The 19,243-nt window shown below is 67.3% G+C and carries 15 protein-coding genes and 2 pseudogenes; 7 read left to right on the top strand and 10 right to left on the bottom strand.

Annotation, left to right across the window (positions count from 1 at the left end):
* Positions 1-8: 8 nt before the first annotated feature.
* Genes A5708_RS02930 through cysD form a run of 3 tightly spaced genes read right to left on the bottom strand, consistent with a single transcriptional unit; the run spans position 9 to position 3,322 of the window.
* Positions 9-494, bottom strand: a complete 486-nt coding sequence (locus A5708_RS02930; RefSeq protein WP_065027190.1) for an Rrf2 family transcriptional regulator — start codon at positions 492-494, stop codon at positions 9-11.
* Positions 495-551: 57 nt separating this feature from the next.
* Positions 552-2,393, bottom strand: coding sequence for an adenylyl-sulfate kinase (cysC, locus tag A5708_RS02925; RefSeq protein WP_065027189.1), 1,842 nt, complete (start codon positions 2,391-2,393; stop codon positions 552-554).
* On the bottom strand, positions 2,393-3,322 hold the full coding sequence (gene cysD / locus A5708_RS02920) for a sulfate adenylyltransferase subunit CysD (protein WP_065027188.1): 930 nt from the start codon (positions 3,320-3,322) through the stop codon (positions 2,393-2,395). The genes cysC and cysD overlap by 1 nt, the downstream gene beginning before the upstream one ends.
* Positions 3,323-3,522: 200 nt before the next feature.
* Between cysD and A5708_RS02915 the strand changes: the two genes are divergently transcribed.
* Complete coding sequence (locus A5708_RS02915; protein WP_065027187.1) at positions 3,523-3,963, top strand: PaaI family thioesterase; 441 nt, start codon at positions 3,523-3,525, stop codon at positions 3,961-3,963.
* 22 nt (positions 3,964-3,985) lie between these two features.
* Here the strand turns inward: A5708_RS02915 and A5708_RS02910 are convergent, their stop codons facing one another.
* Complete coding sequence (locus tag A5708_RS02910) at positions 3,986-4,477, bottom strand: beta-class carbonic anhydrase (RefSeq protein WP_065027186.1); 492 nt, start codon at positions 4,475-4,477, stop codon at positions 3,986-3,988.
* Positions 4,478-4,691: 214 nt separating this feature from the next.
* Between A5708_RS02910 and A5708_RS02905 the strand changes: the two genes are divergently transcribed.
* Genes A5708_RS02905 through A5708_RS02890 form a run of 4 tightly spaced genes read left to right on the top strand, consistent with a single transcriptional unit; the run spans position 4,692 to position 10,111 of the window.
* Entirely contained in the window at positions 4,692-5,669 is a 978-nt protein-coding gene (locus tag A5708_RS02905; protein ID WP_065027200.1) for an ABC transporter permease, read from the top strand.
* Positions 5,670-5,716: 47 nt separating this feature from the next.
* Positions 5,717-6,592, top strand: a complete 876-nt coding sequence (locus A5708_RS02900) for an ABC transporter permease (protein ID WP_155765865.1) — start codon at positions 5,717-5,719, stop codon at positions 6,590-6,592.
* Entirely contained in the window at positions 6,589-8,424 is a 1,836-nt protein-coding gene (locus A5708_RS02895) for a dipeptide ABC transporter ATP-binding protein (protein WP_065027184.1), read from the top strand. Before A5708_RS02900 ends, A5708_RS02895 begins: the two co-directional genes overlap by 4 nt.
* 52 nt (positions 8,425-8,476) lie before the next feature.
* Positions 8,477-10,111, top strand: a complete 1,635-nt coding sequence (locus A5708_RS02890; RefSeq protein WP_065027183.1) for an ABC transporter family substrate-binding protein — start codon at positions 8,477-8,479, stop codon at positions 10,109-10,111.
* Here A5708_RS02890 and A5708_RS02885 read toward each other — a convergent pair.
* The 3 genes from A5708_RS02885 to A5708_RS02875 all read right to left on the bottom strand — a co-directional run bounded on the left by A5708_RS02885 (position 10,098) and on the right by A5708_RS02875 (position 15,209).
* Positions 10,098-11,342: an alpha/beta hydrolase gene (locus A5708_RS02885; RefSeq protein WP_065027182.1), complete on the bottom strand. Its 1,245-nt coding sequence runs from the start codon at positions 11,340-11,342 to the stop codon at positions 10,098-10,100. The two genes, A5708_RS02890 and A5708_RS02885, sit on opposite strands and share 14 nt — an antisense overlap.
* A gap of 97 nt (positions 11,343-11,439) precedes the next feature.
* Complete coding sequence (locus A5708_RS02880) at positions 11,440-14,061, bottom strand: AAA family ATPase (protein ID WP_065027181.1); 2,622 nt, start codon at positions 14,059-14,061, stop codon at positions 11,440-11,442.
* Positions 14,058-15,209, bottom strand: a complete 1,152-nt coding sequence (locus A5708_RS02875) for a metallophosphoesterase family protein (RefSeq protein ID WP_065027180.1) — start codon at positions 15,207-15,209, stop codon at positions 14,058-14,060. The genes A5708_RS02880 and A5708_RS02875 overlap by 4 nt, the downstream gene beginning before the upstream one ends.
* A 1,246-nt stretch (positions 15,210-16,455) precedes the next feature.
* Here A5708_RS02875 and A5708_RS02870 point away from each other — a divergent pair.
* Positions 16,456-16,959, top strand: coding sequence for a SixA phosphatase family protein (locus A5708_RS02870; RefSeq protein WP_065027179.1), 504 nt, complete (start codon positions 16,456-16,458; stop codon positions 16,957-16,959).
* A 53-nt stretch (positions 16,960-17,012) separates the two neighbouring features.
* Here the strand turns inward: A5708_RS02870 and A5708_RS02865 are convergent, their stop codons facing one another.
* Entirely contained in the window at positions 17,013-17,573 is a 561-nt protein-coding gene (locus A5708_RS02865; protein WP_065027199.1) for a DUF3558 domain-containing protein, read from the bottom strand.
* 8 nt (positions 17,574-17,581) lie between these two features.
* Positions 17,582-18,139, bottom strand: coding sequence for a DUF3558 domain-containing protein (locus A5708_RS02860; protein WP_065027178.1), 558 nt, complete (start codon positions 18,137-18,139; stop codon positions 17,582-17,584).
* Positions 18,140-18,321: 182 nt separating this feature from the next.
* Here A5708_RS02860 and A5708_RS02855 point away from each other — a divergent pair.
* Positions 18,322-19,095: pseudogene (locus tag A5708_RS02855) on the top strand (ABC transporter permease); the annotation flags it as partial.
* 44 nt (positions 19,096-19,139) lie between these two features.
* Here the strand turns inward: A5708_RS02855 and A5708_RS27915 are convergent.
* Positions 19,140-19,220: pseudogene (locus tag A5708_RS27915) on the bottom strand (hypothetical protein); the annotation flags it as partial.
* Between the last annotated feature and the right edge of the window lie 23 nt (positions 19,221-19,243).

Raw genomic sequence — 19,243 nt, 5'->3', positions numbered from 1 at the left:
CGGTCCGCCTAGTCGCCGGTGCGCGCTGTGCCGTGCCGCTGGCTTTCCTGCTTGCGATACTCGTCGGCCAGCTGCGCGACGTGCTTGGGCAGGCCGCCGGTGGCGACGTCGGCCAGCGTCGTCTCTTCCAGCACCGACCGCATGCTGGCCCGCAGCGCGCGCCAGACGTCGGTGAGCGCGGCCGTCGGCCCCGAGTAAGGCAAGTCGCCGAGCCCGATGTCACGGACGCTGGCCAGCGGGCCGTCGATACAGCGCAACACGTCGGCGATGCTGATGTCTTTCCCGGACCGGGCCAGCTCGTAGCCGCCCTCGCGGCCGCGATGGCTCCGCACCAGCCGGTCGGTTCGCAGATTGGTCAGGATGTCGACGAGAAATTGCGGCGGAATGCCCTGGGCCTGGGCCAAATCGTCGGTCTTCACCAGCGTTCCGTCGGGCACCGTGGCGAGCTGGATCATCGCCCGCACGGCATACTCCGCCTTCGCCGACATGCGCACTCACAGGATTGTGCCATCCAAGGCCACAATTTCGGTGCAGCCTGGCTGATCCGGCGGCTACCCGTGCGATTCGAGCAGGTCGATGATCAACTGCGCCTGCTCCTCGACGGTAGCGTCCGGGGTCAGCCGCAGGTCGGGGTTCACCGGCGCCTGATACGGGCTGTCGATGCCGGTGAACTGGCTGATCTCACCCGCACGCGCCTTGGCGTACAGACCCTTGGGATCACGGCTTTCGCATGCCTCGATCGGGGTGTCACAGAACACCTCGATGAAATCGAAGCCGGCCTCGCGGTGCACGTTGCGGGCCAGTTCGCGTTGCTCGGCCAGCGGGCTGATCGCCGGCACCAGCACGACGTTGCCGCAGTCGGCGAGCAGGGCCGCCACATGCGCCAGCCTGCGCAGGTTTTCGGCTCGGTCGGCCATCGAGAAGCCCAGGTCGGCGTTCAAGCCATGCCGCAGATTGTCGCCGTCGAGAACGTAAGCCGGAGTTCCCTTTTGGAGCAGCTGCTGCTCGACCAGCATGGCCACCGACGACTTGCCGGAGCCGGACAGACCGGTGAACCACACCGTCCTGCCTCGAGGCCGGGCCTCGGCGATGGCGGATGACTTGTGCCGCACGGTGTTCGGGCTGGCCGCCTGCGCCGAGGCGTCGCGCAGCACCATGCCGGCCGCCACGGTCCCGTTGGTGTGCGGGTCGATGAGGATGAACGAACCGGTGCTGGCGTTGCGGGTGTACTCGTCGAGCAGCAGCGGCACCTGGGTGCGCAGCGAGATGCGGCCGAGTTCGTTGAGCTTCAACGCCGTTGCCGTCTTGTCGCGATGCAGCGTGTTGACGTCGAGCCGGTAGTCGAGCGCGGTCACCTTGGCATGCGTGGTGCGGGTGGTGTGCTTGATGACGTAGTCGCGGCCGGGTTCGAGGGCCGTGTTGTCGGCCATCCAGCACACCGTCGCGTCGAACTCCTGCGCGACCCGGGGCTGATTGTGGGTGCGGGCGATCAAATCGCCGCGCGAGATGTCAATCTCGTCGGCCAGGGTCAGCGATACGGCCATCGGCGAGAACGCTTCGCGCACCGGACCATTCGGCCCATCGATCGCGGTGATCCGGGTTTGCTTACCGACGGGCAGCACCACCACTTCATCGCCGGGGCGCATGACCCCGCTGGCGACGGTACCGGCGTAGCTGCGGTGGTCCTGGTGTTCGCGGGTGTGCGGACGGATGACGTACTGGACCGGGAACCGGACGTCGACCATGTTGCGGTCACCCGCGATGTACACCTCCTCGAGGTGCGACAACAACGCCGGGCCCTCGTACCACGGTGTCTGGTCCGACTTGGTCACCACGTTGTCGCCGTGCAGGGCCGAAAGCGGGATGGTGGCCACGTCGTGCACGTCCAGGCGCGCCGCGAAGGCGTGGAATTCGTCCCGGATCGCCTCGAATTTCTCTCTGTCCCAACCGATCAGATCCATCTTGTTGACTGCGAGCACGATGTGCTGGATGCCCAGCAGGGACGCCAGGAAGGCGTGCCGGCGAGACTGTTCGAGCAGACCGTGGCGCGCGTCGACCAGCACGATGACCAGTTGAGCGGTCGACGCCCCGGTCACCATGTTGCGGGTGTACTGGATGTGGCCGGGCGTGTCGGCGATGATGAATTTCCGCTTGGGAGTGGCGAAGTAGCGGTAGGCGACGTCGATTGTGATGCCCTGTTCGCGCTCGGCCCGCAGGCCGTCGGTCACCAGAGCCAGGTCGGTGTAGTCGTGACCGCGGTCCTTGGAGGTCTGCTCCACCGCCGCCCACTGGTCTTCCATCACGGCCTTGGAGTCATAGAGCAGCCGACCGATCAGGGTGGACTTGCCGTCGTCGACGGAACCCGCGGTGGCCAAGCGCAATAGCGTTGTCATCAGAAGTACCCCTGCCGTTTGCGGTCTTCCATGCCGGCCTCGGAGATCCGGTCGTCGGCTCGGGTCGCCCCGCGTTCGGTCAGCCGCGACACCGCGGTCTCGGCGATGACCTCGTCCACGGTGGCGGCCTGCGATTCCACGCAGCCGGTGCACGTGACGTCTCCGACGGTGCGGAACCGCACGGTCGCCTCGAACACGGGCTCGTCATCGCGCGGGTGCATGTTCTTGTCCACCGCGAGCAGCATGCCGTCGCGGCGAAACACCTTGCGCTGGTGGGCGTAATAGATCGACGGCAGTGCGATGTTCTCGGCGCCGATGTAGGACCAGATGTCGAACTCGGTCCAGTTGGATAGTGGGAACACCCGGATGTGCTCGCCCTTGTGATGCCGGCCGTTGTAGAGGTTCCACAGCTCGGGCCGCTGCGCCTTGGGATCCCACTGGCCGAACTCGTCGCGGAAGCTGAACACCCGCTCTTTCGCGCGCGCCTTCTCTTCGTCGCGGCGCGCTCCCCCGAACGCGGCGTCGAACTTGTTCTCCCGGATGGCACGCAGCAGCGTGACGGTCTGGATCGGGTTGCGCCCCTGGCGCGGCTCGACGACCCGGCCGGCGTCGATGTCCTCCTGAACCGAGGCGACCACGAGGCGCACGCCGTGCTCGGCCACCAACTCATCGCGGGTCGCGATGACCTCGTCGAAGTTGTGCCCGGTGTCGACGTGCATCACCGGAAACGGCAGCCGCCCGGGACGGAACGCCCGCAGCGCCAGGTGCAGCATGACGATGGAGTCCTTGCCGCCGGAGAACAGCAGCACCGGCCGCTCGAACTCCGCGGCCACCTCACGAATGATGTGGATCGCCTCTGCCTCCAGCGAGCGCAGATGGCTCAACTCGTACTGTCCGGCGGCGGGGGCCACCGTCACGTCACCGGTCATAGCTTCCTTCGATTAAAACCTGGCAGAACTGACCATATTTGGCATCTTAACGATAAATAAGACCAGCCCGGCCAGGCGCTGTCAACCGCAGGACCTGCGGCCGGTGAATCGGCCTGGCCCGCACACCGGTGACCGGACAGATCACGTCAAGAGTCGTGGCGGCACTTTTGCGGCCGGTGGGGGTGCGAAAACATGGACGGATGACCGCCACCCCTGAAACCGCCGGACCATCCGCGCCGAGCGGTCGCGACGTCATCGCGCAGTTCCTCCCCCAATCCCCGTTCGTCGTCAAACTGGGCATCGTCGCCGACCGCCTCGAAGAGGACGAGGTGCGGCTGCGGCTGCCCTGGGACCCGTCGAACGTGACCATCGGAGACATGATCCACGGCGGCGCCATCGCCACGCTCGCCGATCTCACCGTCATGGCGGCGGCATGGTGCGGCGCACAGGCACCGCCCGAGCTGCGGGGCGTGACGGTGTCCCTCACCCTGGACTTCATGGCCCCGGCCCGGGCCACCGACGTGATCGGCGTGGGCCGGGTCCTGCGGCGGGGCCGGTCACTGGTCAACTGCGAGGCCGAGATCATCGACCCGCGGGGCACGCTGATCGCCAAGGCGCTGGCGACCTACAAGGTCGGTTGAGGTCGCTCGCGGCCAACGGCGATTAGGGCTTGATCTCCTCGAGCTTGCCGGTGGCCACGTCGAAGACGAATCCGCGCACCGAGACGTGCTTGGTGACGAACGGGCTGCCCTCGATGCGGCGCAGTGATTGCCGGACATCCTCGGCGAGATCGGCGAAAGCCTCCGCCGCCCACGGCGGTTTGACGCCGGTCTCCTCCTGGATGCCGCGCTTGAAGTCGTCGTCGGTGAACGTGAGCATGCCGCAATCGGTGTGGTGAATCAGGATGATCTCCCGCGTCCCCAGCAATCGCTGACTGATGGCCAGCGAGCGGATGACGTCGTCGGTGATCACTCCGCCGGCGTTGCGGATGACGTGGGCCTCCCCCTCGTTGAGCCCGAGGATGCGGTAGACGTCGAGCCGGGCGTCCATGCACGCGACGACCGCGACATGTTTGCCTGGCGGCATCGGCAGCGGCCCCTCGAAAGTGCTCGCATATTTGGCATTGTTGGCCAGGTAATCATCGGTAACCGTCACGCAAGCCTCCTCGGCAGTGTCGCGGCCTGAACCGTGCTGCGTTTGCTGCGCGGCTCGCTACCGCGGTGGATCCTAACAACCGATCACACGCGATTCACGCGTGAGAATCAACCGGATCGGAAGGAGATCGAACGCGCCGTGCGACCGCAACGCGCGACCCTGTGCCGGCGGCTCGATAGCCTGTCCCAATGCGACGAGGGGTGTGCGGATCGGCATGACTCGGTTTCTGGCACGCCGGTTGCTCAACTACGTTGTGCTGCTGGCGCTGGCATCGTTTCTGACGTTTTGCCTGACGTCGGTGGCCTTCAGGCCACTGGACAGCCTGTTGCAGCGCAGCCCGCGCCCACCTCAGTCCGTGATCGACGCCAAGGCCCACACGCTCGGCCTGGACGAGCCGATACCGATCCGCTACGCGCACTGGGCTTCGCACGCCGCGCGCGGTGACTTCGGCAAGACCATCACCGGGCAGCCCGTCGGGACGACGCTGTGGCGCCGCGTCGGAGTGACCCTGCGCCTGCTGATCATCGGTTCGCTGGTGGGCACCGTGCTGGGCATCGCGGCCGGGGCATGGGGCGCCATCCGGCAGTACCGACTCAGCGATCGTGTGGTCACCATGGTGGCGCTGCTGGTGCTGAGCACCCCGACATTCGTGATCGCCAGCCTGTTGATCCTCGGTGCGCTGCGGGTGAACTGGGCGGTGGGCATTCACATCTTCGACTACACCGGGGAGACCTCACCGGGCGTGACGGGCGGGACGGGCGCGCACCTGCTCGACCGGTTACGGCACCTGGTCTTGCCGTCACTGACCCTGGCGCTGGCCGCCGCGGCGGGATACAGCCGTTATCAGCGCAACGCGATGCTGGACGTCCTGGGGCAGGACTTCATTCGCACCGCACGGGCCAAAGGGCTCACCAGGCGGCGGGCACTGGTCAAGCACGGGCTGCGCACCGCGCTGATCCCGCTGGCCACGCTGTTCGCCTACGGGGTGGCCGGTCTGGTGACCGGGGCGGTGTTCGTGGAGAAGATCTTCGGCTGGCACGGCATGGGTGAATGGCTGGTGCAGGGCATTGCGACTCAGGACACCAACATCATCGCGGCGATCACCCTGTTCTCCGGCGCGGTGGTGCTGCTGGCCGGCCTGCTCTCGGACGTGTTCTACGCGGCCCTCGATCCGCGGGTCCGGGTGTCATGACCGCCCAGGCGAACATCGATGGCGCCCACGGCTTTTCGGGGCACGAGGTGGCGGACTTCACCTCGCGGCGCACCCTGGTGCTTCGGCGGTTCGCCCGCAATAGGTTCGCGGTGGCATCGCTGACGTTGCTGGTGCTGTTGTTCGTCGGCTGCTACGCGCTGCCCGCCGTGCTGCCGTATTCCTACGAGGACCTCGATTTCGCCGCGCTGCTACAGCCACCGAATGCGCGCCACTGGTTGGGCACCAACGCGCTGGGTCAAGATCTGCTGGCGCAGATCCTGCGCGGGATGCAGAAGTCGATGTTGATCGGCGTCTGCGTCGCGGTCATCTCCACCGGCATCGCCGCCACCGTCGGGTCGATCGCGGGCTATTTCGGTGGCTGGCGCGACCGCGCCCTGATGTGGGTGGTCGACCTGCTGTTGGTGGTGCCCAGCTTCATCCTCATCGCCATCGTGACGCCGCGCATCAAGAACTCGGCCAACGTCTTGATGCTGGTCCTGCTGCTGGCCGGGTTCGGCTGGATGGTCAGCTCGCGCATGGTGCGCGGGATGACCATGAGTCTGCGGGAACGCGAATTCATTAGGGCCGCAAGGTATATGGGGGTTTCCAGCCGCCGCATCATCGTCGGCCATGTGGTGCCGAACGTGGCGTCCATCTTGATCATCGACGCCGCGCTCAACGTCGCGTCGGCCATCCTGGCCGAAACCGGCCTGAGCTTCCTGGGTTTCGGCATTCAGCCACCCGACGTGTCGTTGGGGACGCTGATCGCCAACGGCACCCAATCCGCGACCACCTTTCCCTGGGTGTTCCTATTCCCCGCGGGAGTGCTGGTACTGATCCTGGTGTGCGCCAACCTCGCCGGTGACGGCCTGCGCGATGCGCTCGACCCCGGCAGCGCGGTGCTGGGCGGTGCCGGCCGATGAGCCCGCTGCTCGAGGTGACCGACTTGGCGGTCACGTTCCCGACGGATGGCGATCCGGTGACCGCGGTGCGCGGTATCAGCTACCGCATCGAACCGGGGGAAGTCGTCGCCATGGTCGGTGAATCCGGTTCGGGGAAGTCCGTTTCGGCGATGGCGGCGATCGGCCTGTTGCCCGAGTACGCACAGGTGCGCGGCTCGGTGCGGTTGCACGACACCGAACTGTTGGGCCTCGGCGACGACGCGATGTCGCGGTTCCGCGGCAAGACGGTCGGCATGGTGTTCCAGGATCCGATGTCCGCGCTGACGCCCGTCTACACCGTCGGCGACCAGATCGCCGAGGCCATCGAGATCCACCAGCCGCGGGTGGGCAGGAAGGCCGCTCGGCGGCGAGCGGTGGAATTGCTCGAGCTGGTGGGCATCGCGCAGCCGGAGCGACGCGCCCGCGCGTTTCCCCATGAGCTCTCCGGCGGCGAACGGCAACGGGTGGTCATCGCGATCGCCATCGCCAACGACCCCGACCTGTTGATCTGTGACGAGCCGACGACGGCGCTGGATGTCACGGTGCAGGCGCAGATCCTCGAGGTGCTCAAGACGGCGCGCGACATCACCGGCGCCGGGGTGCTCATCATCACCCACGACCTCGGGGTGGTGGCCGAGTTCGCCGACCGCGCGCTGGTGATGTACGCCGGGCGGGTCGTCGAATCCGCCTCCGTGCATGACCTTTACCGGGATCGCCGCATGCCCTACACCGTCGGGCTGCTGGGCTCTGTCCCGCGGCTGGACGCCGCCCAGGGCACCCGGTTGGTGCCGATCCCCGGTGCGCCGCCATCGCTGGCGGGCCTGGATCCCGGGTGCCCCTTCGCGCCGCGCTGCCCGCTGGCCATCGACGAATGCCGGCTCGCGGAGCCGGAATTGCTCTCCGTCGGCGCCGATCACCAAGCGGCGTGCATCCGCACCGATCAGGTCGACGGCCGAAGCGCCGCGGACATCTACGGGGTGAGCACCGACGCCCGCCACGCGGAATCCGCCGACACGTCGGTGGTGGTACGGGTGCGCGACCTGACCAAGACCTACCGGTTGACCAAGGGCGTGTTGCGCCGCAGCGCCGGTGAGGTGCGCGCCGTCGACGGCGTCAGTTTCGAATTGCGGCAGGGCCGCACCCTGGGCATTGTCGGCGAATCGGGTTCGGGCAAGTCGACCACGCTGCACGAGATCTTGGAACTCACCCAGCCCGAATCGGGTTCGATCGAGGTGCTGGGCACCGACGTCACCGCGTTGAGCGCCGCGAGCAGGCGGGCGCTGCGGCGCGACATCCAGGTCGTGTTCCAAGACCCGGTCGCGTCGCTTGACCCCCGCCTGCCAGTGTTCGAGCTGCTCGCAGAACCCCTGCGGGCCAACGGGTTCGACAAGAGCCGCACCAACTCGCGCGTCGCCGAACTGCTCGAGATCGTGGGGCTGGGCCGCGCCGACGCGGTCCGTTACCCCGCCGAGTTCTCCGGCGGGCAGAAGCAGCGCATCGGCATAGCGCGTGCCCTCGCTCTGCAACCGAAGATCCTGGCGCTCGACGAACCGGTGTCCGCGCTCGACGTGTCCATTCAGGCCGGGATCATCAACCTGCTGCTCGACCTGCAGGAGCGATTCGGCCTGTCCTACCTGTTTGTCTCCCATGATCTTTCGGTGGTCAAGCATCTCGCGCACCATGTCGTCGTGATGTATGCCGGCGCGATCGTGGAGCAGGGCGACAGCCGTCAGGTCTTCGCCGACCCGCAGCATGAATACACGCGGCGGCTGCTGAACGCGGTGCCGCAACCGGATCCGGGCCGACGTGTCTAGGCCGGCGGTCAAGGCGGGTGCGGCCACCCGGTTCGCGGCAGCTTTCCTCGCGATGGTCCTTGCGTTGCCGGGCTGCTCGCCCGCCGTCAACCTGATTCCGGAGACCGGCCACAACGCGCAGATCGGCTCGACGAGCGATATCAATCCACACGATCCGACGGCCCTGCAAGACGGCGGCGACCTGCGACTGGCGCTGACCGACTTTCCGCCGAACTTCAATATCTTGCACATCGACGGCAACTCGGCCGACGTCTCCGCGATGATGAAGGCCACCCTGCCGCGGGCGTTCGTCATCGGGCCGGACGGCTCGACGACGGTCGACACAGACTACTTCACCAGCATCGAACTCACCGGCACTGCGCCGCAAGTGGTTACGTACACGATCAACCCCAAGGCGGTATGGTCCGACGGTACGCCGATCACCTGGGAGGACATCGCCAGCCAGATCCGCGCCCTGAGCGGCACCGACAAGACCTTCGAGATCGCCGGCCCCAGCGGCGCCGACCGCGTGGCGTCGGTGACCCGCGGCGTCGACGACCGGCAGGCCGTCATGACGTTCGCCAAGCCCTACGCCGAATGGCGCGGCATGTTCGCCGGCAACGGAATGCTGCTGCCCAAGAGCATGACGGCCACCCCGGAGGCCTTCAACAAGGGCCAGCTCGAGGGGCCCGGTCCGTCGGCCGGCCCGTTCGTCGTCTCGTCGCTGGATCGGACCACCCAGCGGATCGTGTTGAGCCGCAACCCGAAATGGTGGGGCGCGCGACCCCGCCTGGACAGCATCACCTACCTGGTGCTCGACGATGCCGCGCGTCTCCCCGCCTTGCAGAACAACACGATCGACGCCACCGGGGTCGGCACGATCGACCAGCTGACCATCGCGCAACGCACCAAGGGAATCTCGATCCGGCGCGCGCCCGCCCCGGCCTGGTCGCATTTCACGTTCAACGGCGCCCCGGGCTCGATTCTGGCCGACAAGGCGCTGCGCGTCGCGGTGGCCAAGGGGATCGATCGGCAGACCATTGCCAAGGTCGTCCAGTACGGCCTCACCAGTAACCCTGTGGCACTGGGCAATCACATCTATGTCGCCGGTCAGCAAGGCTATCAAGACAACAGCTCGGTGGTGCCCTACGACCCGGCCGCGGCCGGCCGAGAGCTTGACGCGCTGGGCTGGAAGCGGGCCGGGCAGTTCCGGGAGAAGGACGGCCGGCCGCTGGTGATCCGCGACTTGTTCTACGACGCCCAGGGCAGCCGGCAGTTCGCCCAGATCGCCCAGCACAGTCTCGCCCAGATCGGCGTCAAGCTCGAGCTCGTCTCGCGGTCGGGCAGCGGCTTCTTCACCAACTACATCAACGTCGGTGCTTTCGACATGGCCCAATTCGGTTGGCTCGGAGACGCTTTCCCACTGTCGGCGCTGACCCAGATCTACAAGTCCGACGGGGAGAGCAATTTCGGCAAGATCGGCAGCGAGCAGATCGACGCCGCCATCGAAGGCACGCTGGAAGAACTCGATCCGGCCAAGGCGCGGGCGTTGGCCAACGATCTCGACAAGATGATCTGGGCGGAGGGATTCAGCCTTCCCCTGACCCAGTCACCCGGCGATGTCGCGGTGCGCAGCACGCTGGCCAACTTCGGGGCGGCCGGTCTCGCCGACCTCAACTACACCGCCATCGGCTTCACGCGGAGTTGAGCCGCCGCCGTAGCCGATTCGGGATCGGCAGGGCACCCTCGGCGACGGCCGCCACCCCGAGCGCCTTCCACAGCAGCCGCACCTCCGGGCGCGGCGGGAGCGCATCCAGCGCCGGCGCCTGTGCGACAAGCCCATTCAGGTCGCCGCGCCGGACCGCGTCTGCGCTGGCAAGCGCAACGGGCTCACGGAAATCCAGCGCGCTGTGCGCCATGTTCGGCAGGCTCAGCAGCACCGCCTCAGGCAGCAGCGACGCGACGCGTTGCGCGACGGCCGGCGGGGTGATCAGGTCGCGACCGCCGGAAACCACCGCGGTCGGCCAGTCGAATTTCGGCATCTCGGCCACCAGGTCATAGGGCTCGTCTTCAAAAGTCACTCGCTGCGTGCGGACTCGGCTTTCGGCGACCGCGGGATCGAGCGGTAGCCCGTCGGGTTCGGCCGCATAGTCCAGTTCGCGGAACGCAATCCGGCTCACCAAATCTTCTTCGTACCGAAACGGCAGGTTGCCCAGGGTGGTGAAGCGGGATAGTGCCCACCACAGCAGTTTTCGGCCATCGAGCAACAGATCGAGTTGCCGCTCGAGCAGGTCGGTTCCGCCATAGCCGTAGATCGTCGCGACGACCTGTGTTGCCGTCGCGTTCATCACGCCGGCGTCGACGAGTGTGCGCATCTTCGGTGCCACCGAAGCGGTTTCGATGCTGTCGCCCTTCAGCAGCAGCCGGCGGATCGCGCGGCGCACGATGACGATGTCGTGCCGCGACAGCAAAGGTGAGTCGAGCACCATGCCGCGCACCCGGTGCGGATGGCGCACCCCGACGCCGGCCGCGATGTAGGTGCCGTACGAGGCGCCGTAGATGACGGCCGACTCCGCTTGGACGTCGTCGAGCACCGCCGCCACATCGTCGACCACCTGGTTCACGGTCAGCGATTGCGGAGGCAGATCGGCACCCGAGTCGTCGTGGCGCGACATCCCCACGCCGCGATGCTCGATCATGATGACGTCGAGACCGGCCGCCGCCGCGCGCCGCCGCAGCCCCTTGTACATCTGCACCGACGCCACCCCCGGGCCGCCGGGGATGATGACCAGCGGATGAGCGGACTTGCGGCCCGCACGTACGTAGTACAGATCGAACTCTTCGGCGCTGTGTGGTGAGATCGGCCGGCGGACGGGCCGCACGCCGGGCAATTCCGCCAGCTTCTCCTGTATCCGGCTGCGCTTCGCGTTCATCGTCATTCGGGCGTGCCCCCCATGATCCCATTCTGCAGGGAAGGCGCCAGTGCGGCGATGAATCGCTTTGATCAGCGATGTCGGCGAAGGTCAGCCGCCAGAGCTAAGCGCTGAGATCGATGCGGTGGGCGCCCTTGACACTGTCGTAGCGGTCGGGGCTACAGGTGAGGACGATCACCTGTCCGTGGGTTCCCACGGTGTCGAACAACTCCCCCATCTTGGTCAACCGGTCCGGGTCGGTGAAACCGAGCGCGTCGTCAACCACCACCGGGACGGCATCCTCCTTGGCGACCAGGGCCGCGCCGGCCAGCCGCGCCAGGATGCCGAGTTGCTCCTTGGCGCCGCCGGATAGGGATTCGTAGGGCACGGTGATGCCGTTCAGCGTGCGACTACGGATGCACAGGTCGCTGTCGATGTCGACCTCGAAACTCGGGCCGAAGACCGGGCGGCCGAGCCGCTGCAGCTCCGAACGATAGGGCTCGACGTAGCGCCGCCGGGTGGTGTCGCGGTGGCGCGTCATGACCGACCGGAGCAGTTGCGCGGCGCGGGCGCGGCCGCCCACCTGGCTGTGTTCGCTGGCGGCGTGCTCGCGTTCGGTTTCCGCGGCGTCGAGCTTGCCTTGGCGTCCCTCACTACCGAACACCGAGAGTTCGATCGTGATCTCACGCAACGCGCGGGCGGCTTCCTCGTAGCGCTCGCGCAGCGAGTCGGCTTCCTTTTTGGCATCGGCCAATTCGGTCTCGACCGCATCGGGTGCGGCCTCGGCCAGCGCGTCGGTGAGTTCGGTGGCCCGCTGTTGCGCGGCCTGCGCCGCGCCCAGGGCCGTGGTCGCGGCGGCCGCGAGTTCGTCATCGCCCGCCGACGCGCGTTCGGCGGCCAGCCGGCCCGCGGCGGCGTCCAGCTCGGCGCGTTGAGCCTCCAAGGTGTTCTGTAGAACCGTTGTCCGCGTGGATAACTCGGCGAGCGCAGTGCCGGCGGCGGTGGCGGCCTGGCGGCGTGTCTCGCATTCGCCCGATGCGGCCGCGCGAGCCTCGAGGACCGCGGTGAGCTCGGCGCGGGCGGCGCCGATGTCATTGAGGACGAGTTCGGCCCCGGCGGGGCGCGCGGCGCGCAATTGCGCCAGCCGCGACCGCAGCTCGTCGGCCTGTTCGTCACCGCACAGGCCGGTCAGAGTCGCGGTGAGCTGGTCACGGGTGCCGTGCAACTCGCGGCGACGCTGGTCGGCGGAACGTGCCGCGGCCAGGTCGCTCACGTCGCCGGCCGCCAGCGCCGCCGCCATTTCCTTCTGCGCCGCAGCGTGTTTGGCATGAATGTCCAGGGTGGTCGCGCCCGGGGTGATCCGGGCGGTCAGGACACCGGCGACCTCCACCGCGGTGGGTCCGGCGGCCATGGTCGACCAGCTCTGTCCGGCCGGCAGGGAGATCTGCTCACCACCCACGACCAGCTGAATGTCTGCGGTGGCGGTGAATTCGATCGCCGCCGACGTCAGGGCCAACTGGTCACCGGTGCGATCGACGGCGGCCGCGGCGTCCTCGATACGTCGCAGCACCGCCTCGGTGACGGCGATGGTGTCGAGCTCGACGGCGATCCGTTCGCCATCCCGCTCGATGGCATCGATCTTGTCCAGCCGGGCGGTCAACCGGCCGGCCTCTTCGCGGTTGGCGAGTTGGTCGACCGTGCACCGCGCGGATTCGGTCCGGCGTTGCAGCTCGGCAAGGGCCTCGGTGGCCTGCTGCAGCGCGGCGTCGGCCGCTTCGGCCTCAGCATGCGCCGCCGCTTGGGCGGCCGCGGCTTCTTGGGCCTGCGTTTGCGTTTCGGCGACGGCGCCCGCGCGGACGTCGATTTCGGTGAGCAATTGCCGCCGTGCGGTGTGGGCGCCGCTCGCCGCGGCGGCGGTGGCGGCCGCGGCCTCGGCGACCAGCTGGGCCTCGCGTCGCTGCGCGGTGAGCGCGGCGATCTTGTCGGCGGCCTCCTGCGCGGCGGTGACTCGCGGCCCGGCAGCCATGCGGCGCTGGGAGAAGTCGGCCACCTGCTGGGTCAACACGGCATGGCGGGCCACCCGGTCGTCGACCTCGGCGACCGCGGCGGCGCACGCGGCGACCGCGGCCTCGGCGTCGGCCAGCCGGGCGATCGCGGCGGCCCACTCGCCCGTCGGACGTCCAGTCGGGGTGAAGTAACGCCCGTATTCGGCGTCGATGCGCTCGATGAGCAACGGCTCGGTGCCGCACAGCCCCCCGCTGTCACCGGCGGCCACATCAAGCGCCCGCGAGAGCGCGTCGCACCCGGACAGATCCACCGCGGCGGTCGACGCGGACTGCAGCACCCGCTGGGCGTGCCACAGGTCGCTGTCCACCGTCTCGGCCAGCATCGCTCGGACGCGCTCGTGGGCCTCGTCGCCGGTCAGCTGTTCGCGGTACGGCCGGATCACGGTCAGCTCCGTCTCGCACTTCTTGTGAAACCGCTTGCGATAGACAAAACGATAAGGGCCGCAACTGATTTCGGCGGATACCTCGGAGCCGACGTCGCTGTGGGTGGGTTTGACCTGCTTGACCTCCTTCTTCGTCGAGCGGTCCCGCGCTTCCAGGAGCAGATCCAGGGCCTCGATCATCGACGACTTGCCGATCTCGTTGGCGCCGCAGACCACTACGACGCCGTGGTCGGGGAAGTCGATTTCGCGGTGCGAGATGCCGCGGTAGTTCGTCAGGATCAGCCGGTGCAGCTTCACGCCGCGCCCCGGTCGGTGAGGCGCAGCAGTAGCGCCAGCGCCGCCTGCGCGTCGACGGCGGTCGCGCAGTCCTCCTCGCGTGCCGTCGCCACCAATTCTTCGACGGCCGCGGCCGCGAAACCCCCGATGCCCAGGTCGCTGAATTCGCCGTCGGCGGGAATCACCGCCAAATCGGTGTGACGTTCCCACAGACCCAGCCAGGCGAACAACCGTGCGTATTTATCGAGGCAGACGTCCAGCGCGGCGCGATCGGTGACCGTCAGCGACCCGGTCAGCGCCAGGCGCACCACGGTTCGGTCCTTCTCGGTCATCAGGTCCAGGTTCATGTCCAAATCGGCGATGTCGCGGCTGGTGTCGACCTGCCTATGCATCGTGACGAACCGCCAGCTGCCGAGGTGCCGCGGCGTGACGGAGACCGCGCGCCGCGGGTCGGCCTCGTCGATGTCGACGATCAGGACGTGGCCAGGGTCGGATTCGACGTCGTCGAAGTTGGTGACTTCCGGGGAGCCGGAGTACCACACCCGGCCGCTGTCGCCGACCTGGGTGAGCGAGTGCTTATCCCCCAGCGCCACATAGTGCACCGCGCCGCGCGTCAACGCGTCGTCAACCGTGGCGAGCCGGATCAGCGAGGGCTTGTCCCGGTCGGGATCCAGCACGTCGACGCCGCCGTGCGCGACGAGGATCCGGGTGCCCTCCGCCGCGGGCAGGTCGTCGAGGACGTCGGCGACCAGGTCGGTGGTCGGCACCTTCGACCGCCACGGCGCGGCGACGATCTCCAGCCCGGGACGCACCTGATGCACACCGGCCTGATCGAGCACCACCACGTTGTCGGGACGCTCGGCGGTGAACAGCGCGCTGGTGTACACCGACGAGGCGTCCAGCGGGTCGTGGTTGCCCGGCAGCAGGTACACCGGAATCCCGATGGCCCGCATGGCTTCCAGGGACTGTCCGATCACCTTGGGCGGAAGCTGATTGTGTTCGAAGACATCGCCCGACACGACGACGAACTCGGCGCCCACTTCTGCCGCCAGCGCGCCCAGACCGGAAACCACGTCGCGGCGGGCCGCTGAATAGCGCGGTTGCGCGTCACCGGCGAGGAAGTGCCGGGTCATGCCCAACTGCCAGTCGGCGGTGTGCAGGAATCGCATGCCGGCGACCCCCTTTCGAAGTGCGTGTTTACCTGGGCATCGAGAGTTTAGGTCTGCGCACCGACAAGACGCGGGACCTCGATCGGCAGGTCTCGGTCTGGGAATTCCGGCGGTGCCGGACGGTTCCTCGGCTGTGCGCCGGATCAGGTGACACCGGCCCAGCGCTCCATACAGGAACTGGTGGCCACCCAAATTCCAAATGAATTGCGCGAGTGTGTATCTACCTCAAGGTCTGCACAGGCCGCTGCAGTCGGCCAAGCTCAGCCTCCGCGGCCCGGCTCGAACCAGATTGGCAAACAACACTTCCGATACGATCTCAAGAAACCCAACGAGCCTTAGGCTGCTGTGGCCGCGGCAAGCTAACTGGGCGGGTTCTGAGGCCTGCCGGGATTCGGAAACGCCGGGTTGGTGTAGGCCGGTGTCTGTGGCTCATCGCCGGCATTCGGATTCATTACCGGGGGTGGCCCGGACTCTGGCTCGGCTGATGGAGGCGGGGGTGCCCGATGTTCGGGCGGTGGCGGCTTGGGCACCAAGTAGTTCTTCCACGCGCCCGGTGGATTCGGTGCAGGGCCGACAGTGTTATCCGGCCAGCGCCATGAACAGCTACCGGAAGCACCCCCGAAATCGCCTGCAGGAATGGTCAACCCGAAACCCATAAAACTTCCACCGATGGGGGCATTGCCACCTGGACCACCCAGGTTCCATCCGCCATATTCGCAGTGCCAGTGCGTGCTGTTCTCTTCGATAGGAAAATCACAGTAGTACGTCGTGGCCCCCGCCTCGAAAGTACTTCCGCCAACACCGGGATAGTCGCACACGCCGGGTCCTGGAAGGTTGCCGCCCGGCCCGGCCCAGGCCACCGGCGAATTGAGGATTACCCACCAGGCAACCCCCAGTGCCACAAGTAATCTAATTCCCGTGCGCAACGACTCTTTCACTGTAAACGCCTTCTGGCCTCGGCAATGGCAGCGCGTGCCTCGAGCGGGGACCGCTATTCCAAGTTCTACAACGCCCGGGAGAAGTTCGCAGAGGATTTAGGATTCGTCCCCGCTAGGTTGGCTTTGGCCATCGTCGCCGAAACTGTGCTGGCCGTCGGCCGACGATCCCCACTCACTGCGCCTGCCGGATGAAGCCGACCCCGCACAACCCTTCGACCACCCGGAGACACTGCTCGGCGGCGATGGTGACGATGGTGACGGGCACGCGGCATAGCCCTCGTGGCGCGCACTGATTAATCTGATTTCTCGTGACTGACCGGCGCACCTTGCTGTTGATGCGGCACGCGAAGTCCGACTACCCGTCCGGTGTCGCCGACCACAATCGGCCGTTGGCACCCCGCGGCATCAAGCAGGCCGGCCTCGCCGGCGACTGGTTGCGCGCCAACGCGCCCACCATCGATGCGGTGCTGTGCTCCACGGCGACGCGCACCCGCGAGACCCTGCTGAACACCCGCATCGATGCGCCGGTGCGATACAGCGAGCGCCTCTACGCCACCACCCCGGGCACGCTGATCGACGAGATCAACACGGTGGACGACGGCGTCAGCACGCTGCTCGTCATCGGCCATGAGCCGACGATGTCGACTCTTGCGCTTGGGCTCGGCCGCGCCGGAGGTGCGAATACCTCTGCTGCCGAACGGATTTCGGTCAAGTTTCCGACGTCGGCGATCGCGGTGCTCACCGTGCCGTGCGCGTGGAGGCAGCTGGAGCTCGGGGTGGCGACGCTGACCGACTTCGAGGTGCCGCGCTAGGACTTGGTGGCGGCGACCCGCCGCGCCCGGCTTCGCCGCGCTTGCGATCGCCGCTAGGAGTTGGTGGCCAGCGTCAGCTCCATCAACTTGATGGCCTGTCCGCACGCGTCGATGCCGGGCGCCTGCGGGTTGATCCACCATCCGACCACCCCGGCGGCATCGCTGGCCACGCCGCAAGCGCCGTTCGCGTCGTCGGGCCGCATCACGATGGAGTCGATGCCGGCGATCGAGCGCGTCTCGATCTTGTACTTCAGGAATTCGGCGACCTTGCGCTCGTTGGACAGGCTGCCCTGCTCGAACCAGAACCGGGTGATGTCGATCAGGCCGGCCGGGTTGGCCGCCTGCCAGCGGCAGATCGCACCCACGAAGGTGCTCTGAATGTCGAGCGGATCGGCGCCCACGGTCTTGGCCAGGATGTCGCTGGTCAAGACCTCACATTCCTTGAGCAGGTTCGGGTACTGCTGCTGCGAGTTGTTGTTGCGGGGCACATTGCCACCCGCCTTGACCGCGTTGCCCCCGATCGAGCGGGAACAGCCCGTCAACACCAGCAACGCGGCGATAACCACGGTCGCGGCGATGCGCGCGGTCCTTCTGCTGCGCGACCCGGCACTCATCGGGGCCATCATTTCGAGTTCGCAATCGATTGGCGAGCCAGTTCTTTCGCTATGTCGCACGGCGGCGGGAACGGCTTCTGGCTGAAACTGATTGACCATTCAATAAAGTCGTCTTGGAACTGAATGCCCACCTCGCACAGCGAGTCACCCAGGTTGGGTTCGTTGCCGACGGCGATGAAACCGCCGTGGCCGTTGATGTTGATGTCGTCGACGCTGGCGCGCGAGAGCTCCTCGGTCTTGCGTTCACGCCCGATGGGGCTGCCGCGATACCAGGAGAAGGAGAAGTGCGGCCCGAGGATGCCGCCGCCGGCCAGCCACTGGCACCCGACGGAGTTGCGTGCGGTGTTGATCAACCCGGTGACCTTGGTGAGCTCGGCGACGGTCTGGTCGCTGATGCCGCCGCATTGCGGGAACATCGCACCGTGGCTGCCCTGGCCGTTCTGCGGCGTCGACGACGCCGCCGCGCCCTGTTTGTTGCCGCCGGAATCGGAGCAGCCCGCGGCCGCGGGGATCAGGATCGTCAATGCTGACGCCACAAGAGCCAGCGCCCTCGTGTCACGCCGCACCGCTACCCTGCTTCCGTTCCGCCCGCTGCTGGTCCACACGATGCACTGTAGCGGCAGCCCAGCGGGTCAACCACCGACGCGCCTGAGCAGGTATTTCGGGGCCGCCAACCCGTGCGGCGCGGACCTCGACCGTCAGGCGGTTGGCGGGGACGGCCGGACGGAGGGTGTGCGACAGTTACCCAATGCTCCTGGCACTGCTGCGCCAGTACATCCAGCCGTACCGACGGCTGGTGGCGGTGTTGATGGCGCTGCAGCTGGTCAGCAACCTCGCGTCGCTGTATCTGCCGACGGTCAACGCCGCCATCATCGACGAAGGCGTCGCCAAGGGCGACACCACCACGATCGTCCGGCTCGGCATGGTGATGCTCGGAGTCACCGCATTGCAGGTGTTGTGCTCGATCGGCGCGGTGTTTTTCGGCTCGCGCACCGGGATGGGCTTCGGTCGCGACCTGCGCGCGGCGATGTTCGAACACGTCACCACCTTTTCCGAACGCGAGACCGCCCGATTCGGAGCGCCCACGCTGTTGACGCGCAGCACCAACGACGTTCGGCAGATCCAGTACCTGGTCCAGATAACGGGCACCGTGCTGGTGACCGCCCCGATCATGTGCCTGGGCGGGATCTTCATGGCCATCCGCCGGGAGGCCGCGCTGACGTGGCTGCTGTTGGTCAGCGTGCCGATCATGGCGGTGGCCAACTACTGGGTGATGTCGCACATGCTGCCCCTGTTCCGCCGGATGCAGGGCCTGATCGACGGCATCAACCGGGTGATGCGTGACCAGCTGTCCGGCGTGCGGGTCGTCCGGGCGTTCACCCGGGAAGATTTCGAGCGCGACCGCTTCGGCCGCGCCAACACCGCGCTGTCGAATACCGCACTGACCGCGGGTAACTGGCAAGCGCTGATGCTGCCGGTGACCACGCTGACCATCAACGTGTCCAGCGTCGCGCTGATCTGGGTGAAGTAGGCCAGGAAGGCGGTCAGCGAGCCGACCTGCATCTGGCCGCGGTCGATGCGCAACCCGCCGAACCAGATCAGCGCGACGCTGGACACGTTGATGGTCAGCGTGGTCACCGGCAGCATCAGCGCTTGCCAGTTACCCGCGG

It is taken from the genome of Mycobacterium colombiense, assembly GCF_001672755.1.
Classification (GTDB): domain Bacteria; phylum Actinomycetota; class Actinomycetes; order Mycobacteriales; family Mycobacteriaceae; genus Mycobacterium; species Mycobacterium colombiense_C.
This window is presented reverse-complemented; position numbering and strand designations above follow the sequence as displayed.